7 protein-coding genes and 6 tRNA genes are annotated in these 8,482 nt (G+C 41.2%); all 13 read left to right on the forward strand.

Annotation, left to right across the window (positions count from 1 at the left end; all coding sequences use genetic code 11):
* The first annotated feature begins 107 nt into the window (after window positions 1-107).
* The 13 genes from K0R93_RS08035 to K0R93_RS08095 all read left to right on the forward strand — a co-directional run bounded on the left by K0R93_RS08035 (window position 108) and on the right by K0R93_RS08095 (window position 8,220).
* A complete protein-coding gene (locus K0R93_RS08035; RefSeq protein ID WP_300299778.1) occupies window positions 108-1,091 on the forward strand; it encodes an AIR synthase family protein in 984 nt (327 codons plus the stop codon).
* Window positions 1,092-1,481: 390 nt separating this feature from the next.
* Window positions 1,482-3,587, forward strand: a complete 2,106-nt coding sequence (locus K0R93_RS08040) for an N-acetylmuramoyl-L-alanine amidase (protein WP_300299780.1) — start codon at window positions 1,482-1,484, stop codon at window positions 3,585-3,587.
* A gap of 135 nt (window positions 3,588-3,722) precedes the next feature.
* Entirely contained in the window at window positions 3,723-4,244 is a 522-nt protein-coding gene (locus K0R93_RS08045) for a DUF2179 domain-containing protein (protein WP_300299782.1), read from the forward strand.
* 80 nt (window positions 4,245-4,324) lie between these two features.
* Window positions 4,325-5,344, forward strand: a complete 1,020-nt coding sequence (locus tag K0R93_RS08050; protein WP_300299784.1) for a GerMN domain-containing protein — start codon at window positions 4,325-4,327, stop codon at window positions 5,342-5,344.
* Window positions 5,345-5,548: 204 nt separating this feature from the next.
* The gene (gene rph, locus K0R93_RS08055) at window positions 5,549-6,337 is read left to right on the forward strand and encodes a ribonuclease PH (protein WP_300299786.1); all 789 of its coding nucleotides are present in this window, start codon (window positions 5,549-5,551) and stop codon (window positions 6,335-6,337) included.
* Window positions 6,312-6,917: an XTP/dITP diphosphatase gene (locus tag K0R93_RS08060; protein ID WP_300299788.1), complete on the forward strand. Its 606-nt coding sequence runs from the start codon at window positions 6,312-6,314 to the stop codon at window positions 6,915-6,917. Before rph ends, K0R93_RS08060 begins: the two co-directional genes overlap by 26 nt.
* Window position 6,918: 1 nt before the next feature.
* Complete coding sequence (locus K0R93_RS08065) at window positions 6,919-7,392, forward strand: metallophosphoesterase family protein (protein ID WP_300299790.1); 474 nt, start codon at window positions 6,919-6,921, stop codon at window positions 7,390-7,392.
* 220 nt (window positions 7,393-7,612) lie between these two features.
* Window positions 7,613-7,689, forward strand: a tRNA-Pro gene (locus tag K0R93_RS08070).
* 121 nt (window positions 7,690-7,810) lie between these two features.
* Window positions 7,811-7,884: transfer RNA gene (locus K0R93_RS08075), tRNA-Gly, on the forward strand.
* An 8-nt stretch (window positions 7,885-7,892) separates the two neighbouring features.
* Window positions 7,893-7,969 (forward strand) — tRNA-Arg (locus K0R93_RS08080).
* Between the two features lie 7 nt (window positions 7,970-7,976).
* Window positions 7,977-8,052: transfer RNA gene (locus K0R93_RS08085), tRNA-His, on the forward strand.
* Between the two features lie 12 nt (window positions 8,053-8,064).
* Window positions 8,065-8,140 (forward strand) — tRNA-Gln (locus K0R93_RS08090).
* 4 nt (window positions 8,141-8,144) lie between these two features.
* Window positions 8,145-8,220, forward strand: a tRNA-Lys gene (locus K0R93_RS08095).
* The last annotated feature ends 262 nt before the right edge of the window (window positions 8,221-8,482 follow it).

Genomic DNA, 8,482 nt, shown 5'->3' on the forward strand with positions numbered 1-8,482 from the left:
TACTATAGATATGCATGTAAAACAGAAAACTTACTAAAATCTATAAAGGTTCCAAAGTTTAGGGTATAATGTACCTAGGAAACATCAAGGGAAAGGTGAGAAGCATAATGAAGGTAGGAAAATTAGATACAGATTTGCTGCGAAAAATTGTATTTCGACATATAACTTGTCAAAGGGAAGAAGTGTTGGTTCGACCTGGCGTAGGTGAAGATTGCGCTGTTGTTGATTTTGGTGATTATGCCTGTGTGTTGTCTACAGATCCAATCACAGGAACAGCCAGTGAAGTAGGCAGGTTGGCTGTACACATTTCATGCAATGATGTGGCATCCAACGGTGTTGAGCCTTTGGGCTTAATGTTAACCATCATGGCCCCAGAGGGAACTACGGCTGATGAAATCGAAGAAGTGATGAGACAGGCCGGAGAAGAATCTAAAAAGCTAAATGTAGAAATAATCGGAGGGCACACAGAAATTACCTCAGCAGTAAATCGGATCATTGTATCAGCCACAGCCATAGGCAGGCAAATAAAAAATAGAGTTGTTGCTACTTGCGGTGCTCAGGTGGGGGATTTGGTTTTGATGACCAAAACTGCCGGATTAGAGGGAACAGCCATTATTGCCCATGAAAACACAGGGGTGTTGACTGGATATATGGGGGCGGATATGGTGGAACGTGCAAAGTACATGATGAATATGATCAGCGTAGTCCCTGAAGGGATTATAGGAGGCGCGTTGGGGACCAGCAGCATGCATGATATTACCGAGGGTGGATTGCTTGGGGCTGCCTGGGAATTATGCGAGGCAGCAGGCGTAGGAATAGAAATTCACTTAAAGCATGTGCCTATAGCCGTAGAAACTGAAAAAATATGCGGGTATTATCATCTAGATCCATTAAGGCTGATTTCCAGCGGCTGCATGTTGATGACCATACCAGAGGAAAAGGGATGTGAGCTGCTGAGGGCTCTGGAAGAGAAAGGTATTCAAGGAACTGTTATAGGGAGAATTACAAATGAAGGCAGATATTTAATAGATGGAGAAGAAAAGGTAGAAATTTCGCCGCCGGAAAGCGATGAGTTGTATAAGGTAGTGTAGGTTAAGGTTAAGGTTGAGGTTGAGGTTGAGGTTGAGGTTGAGGTTGAGGTTGTAGGGGCGATTCACGAATCGCCCGCCAAAAGAAGAGTAGATAGACTCTTCTTTTTTTGTACAAAAATCCATCTGGATTCCTATTGCAAATCACGATGCTTTGAGAAAAAATATATCCAATACATCACATATTACATCTCCGTTACAAAAGGACAAACTAAGTTGACATAAGTTTTACACAAGTGATATAAATAGAATTAGGACGAGGATTTTGTCGAAGGAGAATAAGGGGTTTCTACATACAGATTACGTCGAAAGATATATGTCGAATGTGTATCAACGGAATGTCGAAGTTCATTTCGACAAAGGAGGCATGCAAATAAAATAGGGGGACGAAAGATGAAAAAACTGTTATCGTTTTTGCTGGTAATCACGATGTTGATTGGTATGCAGACGACAGCTTTTGGTGCTAAATTTGAAAGTGACACCATCGAAGTTGTAGACGGACCAACCAACAAAAAGCAAGCTGTGTATGTAGCCAATCTGCTCATGGGCGGAGAAGATGTACTGACAGATGTACCCACGATGCTTTATAAAAACCGTACACTGGTCCCCATTGCCTTCGTAGTGGAAAATCTAGGCGCGAAGATTCAGTGGAACCAAGACAAATATGAGGCGACCATCACCACTGGTGACAAAACCATCGTATTAAAAATTGATAGTGCTACGGCTTATGTAAATGGCATCAAAACAACACTTCCTGATAATGTTCCAGCAAAGCTTTTAGGGTATCAGGGGAACTTCAGAACCATGGTTCCTTTGAGATTTGTTTCAGAGCAGCTGGGAATGGGCGTGAATTGGATTGCTGAAACAAGAACGGCTGCTGTAGACTTAGAAAAACAATCGATTACAGGGATTACATACGAAAAAAAAGGAAGTAATAATTCTCAGATTCGTTTCAAGACTTCTGGAAAAGTCAACTATACTTCAATGTATCTGGAAGGCAGCAAAATTGGTGGACAAGATCGGATCGTAGTGGACATACCTAGCTCCATATTGAATGTTCAAGATCCTACGATTACAGTAGAGAGTAATGGCCTTGTGCGGAAGTCCATTGGAGATAATGGCATAACGGCTGTTAGAGCATCTATTTTCGAACCTGCACCTCGAAATATTGTGCGGTTGGTTGTTGATCTGGATAAAAAGAAGGGTTTTAATGTTAGATTTGATGGGACAGCCAATGAGTTAATAATAGACGTATTTAATCCATTAAATACGGTGAAAGATATAGTTGTGGAAAAGCGCAATAGTTTGGATGCGGTAGTGATTCGGACAGAAGACACGCCCCAGTACAATGTCATGGATTTAGGCAACAGGGTGGTCATCGATGTATTGAATGCCCAGTTGAAAGCCTCTAAGACTGAAATTCCTGTCTCAAGGGGGAGTGTATCCAGGGTAAGAACCGCTGTGTTTACGCCCGATCAAAACTATAGTGCAGAAGACAAGATTGTACGGGTGGTACTGGATTTAGAGCCAGGACAAAGTATTGATGATGTGCTGATTGAGGATGAGTACAAAGACATTCTGATTTATGTAGGCGGTAGGCCCCTGGAAGGCTTTGATTATCGAAAGGAAACCTTCAGCAAATCGTTGTTAAAGATGAGTCTTCTGAATCAAGGGGAAGCGAGTATCAGTTACAATGAAAGCAATCAGGCGTTAAATATACGTATAGAAAAAAGCAGAGCCGATTGGGATAACACAGATCTAAATATTTCTGATAAGATCGTAGAATCCATAAAAATTGACAGTCAATCAGATAGCCGTTATTATGAGGTGAAGCTGAGATTAGCTCAAGGAACGGGTTATACAGTACAAGATCAGGGAGAAAGATCAAATGAGATCATCATTGGCTTTGAGAACTATAACCTAAGCAATTCGAAATATAATAATAAGATTATTGTATTGGACCCAGGACATGGTGGTAAGGATCCAGGTGCAGCGGGTGTGAAACTAGGACTCAAAGAAAAAGAACTTGCATTGGATGTTTCTAAGAGACTGGAAAGATTGCTTCAAGATGCAGGATTTATGACATTTATGACAAGAACAGACGATACATATATCGGTCTCTATGAAAGGGCAGGGATGGCGAATAACTTGAGCGCTGATCTCTTCGTGAGTAATCATTTCAACTGGCACCCAGATCCTAATGTGACTGGGGTACAAATGCTGTATAATCCTGATCCTAGTCGAGACAGCAAAACTTTAGCAAAAATTATGCTGGAGGAAAGCTTAAAGGAACTAGGTGCTGCAGATAGAAAAATCGTTGAAAGACCAAATCTAGTAGTCATTCGAGAAACAAAAATGCCTGCTGTATTGACAGAATTGGGATTCTTGTCCAATGAATGGGAAGAATCATTGATTGGATCAGAGGAGTATCGCCAGAGAATTGCCAATGCCCTCTTCAATGGTATTACAAGATATTTTGATGAGGTAGTGCTGAAATAATTAAAAAAGATGCGATCAACAATCGCATCTTTTTTCGATATTTTATACTAATCTTTACGATTTCTTCATAATGCCTACAACTTTTGGGTAGATATGTTAAAATAGTATTGTGTAAAAAAAGGAGGGAAAAAAAGAATGACGTTCATATTAGGCTATTTACTGATTTTTTCAGCGAGGATTGTAGATGTTTCCATTTCCGTGGTTAGGACGTTGCTCATGGTAAGAGGAAAAAAGTTTCAAGCAGCAGCACTGGGATGTATAGAGGTGTTTATATATATTACTGTATTAACGAAAATCATGGGACAACTGGATAACCTAGGGAACCTCATTGCCTATTCTTTAGGCTTTGGCTCAGGACAGATTGTAGGAATATTTATTGAACAGAAAATGGCCCTTGGGGATGCCACTGTACAGGTAATCACAAAAGAGGATGAGAGCCAACTGGTGGAGATTTTGCGGGGTGAAGGATTTGGTGTTACAGTCATTCAAGGATATGGGAAAAACGGGGTGAAACAAATCCTTCATATTGCTTTAAAGCGAACGATGCTTAATAAGCTCTTTCAAATCATGGGAGAGTTTGACAAAGAAGCGTTCATCACAGTTATGGATACCAAGGATATTCGTGGCGGCTACATGCAGCGTATGAAAAGAAAATAAGGAAATTTATTGTTTTAGACATAGTATGACCCCTTGACTAATATAATTCTATTAAAGAAGATTAGTTAGGGGGTTAATCAATGAAACGCAATCGGGTTATTGCATTATTTTTAATACTATGCATGATGATAAGCCTTGCCGGGTGTGCAAACCCTATTCGCATGGTTAAAAACTTATTTGGTGACGATGAACAGGCTGCTTCTACGATCATTGAAAACGTCTCAGATGATCAAGGGGATGTACAGCTTCGAGATACAGTTTTGTACTATAAGGATGATAAAGGCTTCTTGATTCCTGTCATGAGAAAAATTCCTTGGACAGAAGGAATAGCAAAGTCTACATTGGCATCTTTGGTGGATAACCCAATCAATCGACAAGATATGGAAAGTATCGGATTGATACCTGTGATTCCAGCAAATACTCAGATTCATGGGATGAATATTGAGAATGGATTATGTAAGGTAGATTTTTCTACGGACATTTTAAATTATGCCAGCAAAGACGAAGAAGAATCTCTTGTAAGGGCCGTCGTCTATACATTGACTGAGTTTGTGACAATAGATCGTGTTCAGTTTTTGATTGATGGCAAGGTGCAGAAAAAGCTTCCTTTTGGTACGGAGGTCAGCAAGCCGATTACCCGGGATAACATCAACTATGTTGGCGTTGAGCCAAGTAAAGATAAGGTCGTTGTATATTATGAAGGAACAACCAATGGACTGGAAACATATTTTGTACCTGTAACCAAGGCCATTACCAAGAATGATGAACTAGGGGTAAATGTCATAGATGCTTTAGATGCATTGGTTGAAGGGCCTCCTGAAGGATTGGGATTATACACCCAGATACCTAAGGGAACAAAGGTAATCAGTGTAGATGTGAACAATGCGATCGCCTATGTCAACTTTAATGAAGAGATTTTAAAAATCAAAGATAGTGAAGAAACAGCAGACCATGTGTTGAAATCCATAGCCCTTACATTGAAGGAGCAATATCGTGACGTGGCTGCAGTAAAGATCCTTGCCAATGGCAAGGAGGTAGAAATTGGCACTGCTAAGGATGAAGAACCCGTGGCCGTACCTACCTTTGCAAATCAACACTAAAATCAAATCCCAGTGAGTCATCACTGGGATTTCTACATGAATACTGACAAAACAGGGTAGAATAATCAAAGATATAGGACAAGAAGAAGGAAGATAGTGCATCGATTATATCATATAGAATATTTTGAAGTTAGATATATGTATGGTACAATATGGTATATGAAAATTGCTTCCCTAGGAAGTACAAAAGAGAGGACGATATATATGAACCGCTTTGATGGAAGAAAAGTTGATGAGTTGCGGCCAGTAAAAATTACAAAGGATTATTTAGCATATGCAGAGGGATCTGTACTGATTGAAATGGGAAATACCAAGGTAATCTGTACAGCATCTATAGAAGACAGGGTTCCGCCGTTTTTAAAAGGAAAAGGGAGTGGTTGGGTAACTGCAGAATATTCTATGCTGCCTAGGTCCACCCAAACAAGAAAGCCTAGAGAGTCTAGCAGAGGAAAGGTTGAGGGCAGAACCCAAGAAATCCAGCGGCTGATTGGAAGAGCATTACGTGCAGTTGTCGACTTGGAGACATTAGGAGAAAAAACCATTTGGATAGATTGTGATGTTATCCAAGCCGATGGGGGGACAAGAACTGCGTCTATTACCGGGGCTTTTGTAGCTCTAGCAAAGGCGTTGTATAAGCTCTACGAGGAAAAAACAATCCAACAGCTGCCTCTTAGAAATTATGTGGCAGCTGTAAGTGTAGGGGTTGTTGATGAAATTCCTGTGTTAGATTTATGCTATGAAGAGGATTCCAATGCCAAGGTAGACATGAACATTGTGATGACGGATATGAAGGAGTTTATTGAAGTCCAGGGTACTGGGGAAGAAGCACCCTTTAGTCGTCAGGATCTAATGGCACTTCTGGCGTTGGGTGAAAAAGGAAATGAAGCCCTCATTCAAATACAGAAACAAGCCTTGGGTGAAATTGCAAGTCTGATAGGTACGAAGGAAGAAATAGGGGGAAGCACAAATGTTGAACATGGTCATCGCATCTAAGAATAAACATAAGCTTGAAGAGATCCAAGCGATCCTGAGGGATTTACCTTTGATAATTCAATCGATGGATGAAGTAGGACTATCCCATGTAGAGGTCGTTGAGGATGGTGAAACCTTCGAAGAAAACTCAATGAAAAAAGCAAAAGAGGTTATGACGCAAACAGGAAGAATCGCAATAGCAGATGATTCAGGCTTAGAGGTAGATATCTTGGAGAATCAACCCGGGGTGTACTCAGCCAGGTTTTCTGGAGAAGGTGCTACAGACCAGAAAAATAATATGAAACTATTGAAAATGTTGGAAAATATTCCTTATGAACAAAGAACAGCTCGGTTTGTCTCTGTGATTTCTGTTGCTTTCCCCGATGGAAAAGAGATTGTTGTCAGAGGGGAATGTGAAGGAATCATTGGCTTTGAAGAAAAGGGTGAGCATGGGTTTGGCTATGATCCTCTTTTCATCGTACCCCAGTACAACAAAACCTTTTCAGAATTAGGTCCGGAGGTTAAAAACAAAATTAGCCACAGAGCAAAGGCTTTAGAAAAACTAAAGCGGGAATTTGTAAGGGCACTGGGAGGAATCTAGGGTGAGGATAGGGGTAATCAGCGACACCCATGGAGACATAGAAGCAGCCGAAACAGTGATCAAGGAGAGGGCTGATTTAGATTTAATCATCCACCTTGGGGATCATTATGATGACGGCATAAAGCTGAAAGAAAAAATTGGCATTCCATTGATCGGTGTCCGAGGAAATTGCGATAGTTATGTTGCCGGGGAAGATGAAATGGTGTACGAGGAAAAGGGACATAGAATATTAATGATTCATGGGCATCAGTATGGTGTGAAAAGTGATTTGAATCGGTTGTATTATCGAGCCCTTGAATTAGGTTGTGACTTAGCTCTTTATGGTCATACCCATATTCCCATTAGTATAACCTTTGGCAATGTGATGATTCTTAATCCTGGTAGTCTATGTCTGCCCAGGGGTGGGTCTAAGCCTTCCTATGGGGTTGTAGAGATCCAAGATCAGGAAATCCGCAGTTATATTATGGAGTTGTAGGGATGAAATCTACGGAAAAAAGGCTGGTATTGTATAAGGACTGCTGGAATGGTATATAATAGGATAGTAAAACCTGGAAACAGGATAAATAACATAGATATGAATCGAAAAAACGACATATATAAAGAAAAATGAGATTAGATAGCCCTAGTCACTGTTAAATCGATGTTATGAATTTTGACGAAAGGCCAAATATGAAGTATACTATTCTTTGTCAGTTCGGGGTGTAGCGCAGTTTGGTAGCGCATCTGGTTTGGGACCAGAGGGCCGCGGGTTCAAATCCTGCCACCCCGACCATCATGCGGATGTAGTTTAGTGGTATAAGCAGAGAACCGAAATCTTAGATTTCGAGTGAATCGCTTAGTCATGAGTAAATCTACTAACCGTACAGGTATCAAATCTATGGTTACATTAACATGCGGATGTAGTTTAGTGGTAGAACTTCAGCCTTCCAAGCTGATCGTGAGGGTTCGATTCCCTTCGTCCGCTCCATTTATTACGGGTGCATAGCTCAGTTGGATAGAGCAACGGCCTTCTAAGCCGTGTGTCCGGGGTTCGAATCCCTGTGCGCTCACCATTTTACGGTGGCTGTAGTCAAGCGGTTAAGACACAGGATTGTGGCTCCTGCACGCGTGGGTTCGAATCCCATCAGCCACCCCACTTTCAATTTGTTGGGGTATAGCCAAGCCGGTAAGGCACCAGACTTTGACTCTGGCATTCGTTGGTTCGAGTCCAGCTACCCCAGCCATTACGACCCATTAGCTCAGTAGGTAGAGCACTTGACTTTTAATCAAGGTGTCCCGCGTTCGAGCCGCGGATGGGTCACCAGTTTAGTGAAGAATCAGGTTAAGGTTAAGGCTGAGGAAAACCTCAAAGGAAGACCCAAGTTGCTTAACCTTAAACTCAACCTCAACCTTTATTTTTGCGGATGTAGTTTAGTGGTATAAGCAGAGAACCGAAATCTCTGATTTCGAGTGAATCGCTTAGTTACGAGTAAATCTACTAACCGTACAGGTATCAAATCTATGGTTACATTAACATGCGGATGTAGTTTAGTGGTATAAGCAGAGAACCGAAATCTCTGATTTCG

It is taken from the genome of Anaerosolibacter sp., assembly GCF_029240175.1.
GTDB lineage: Bacteria > Bacillota > Clostridia > Peptostreptococcales > Thermotaleaceae > Anaerosolibacter.

What these genes read in the sequence shown, in the direction of transcription:
- K0R93_RS08045 (WP_300299782.1), top strand. Translation starts at nt 3,723, where the DNA reads ATGACGTTCATATTAGGCTATTTACTGATTTTTTCAGCGAGGATTGTA.
- K0R93_RS08060 (WP_300299788.1), top strand. Translation starts at nt 6,312, where the DNA reads ATGTTGAACATGGTCATCGCATCTAAGAATAAACATAAGCTTGAAGAG.
- rph (WP_300299786.1), top strand. Translation starts at nt 5,549, where the DNA reads ATGAACCGCTTTGATGGAAGAAAAGTTGATGAGTTGCGGCCAGTAAAA.
- K0R93_RS08035 (WP_300299778.1), top strand. Translation starts at nt 108, where the DNA reads ATGAAGGTAGGAAAATTAGATACAGATTTGCTGCGAAAAATTGTATTT.
- K0R93_RS08040 (WP_300299780.1), top strand. Translation starts at nt 1,482, where the DNA reads ATGAAAAAACTGTTATCGTTTTTGCTGGTAATCACGATGTTGATTGGT.
- K0R93_RS08050 (WP_300299784.1), top strand. Translation starts at nt 4,325, where the DNA reads ATGAAACGCAATCGGGTTATTGCATTATTTTTAATACTATGCATGATG.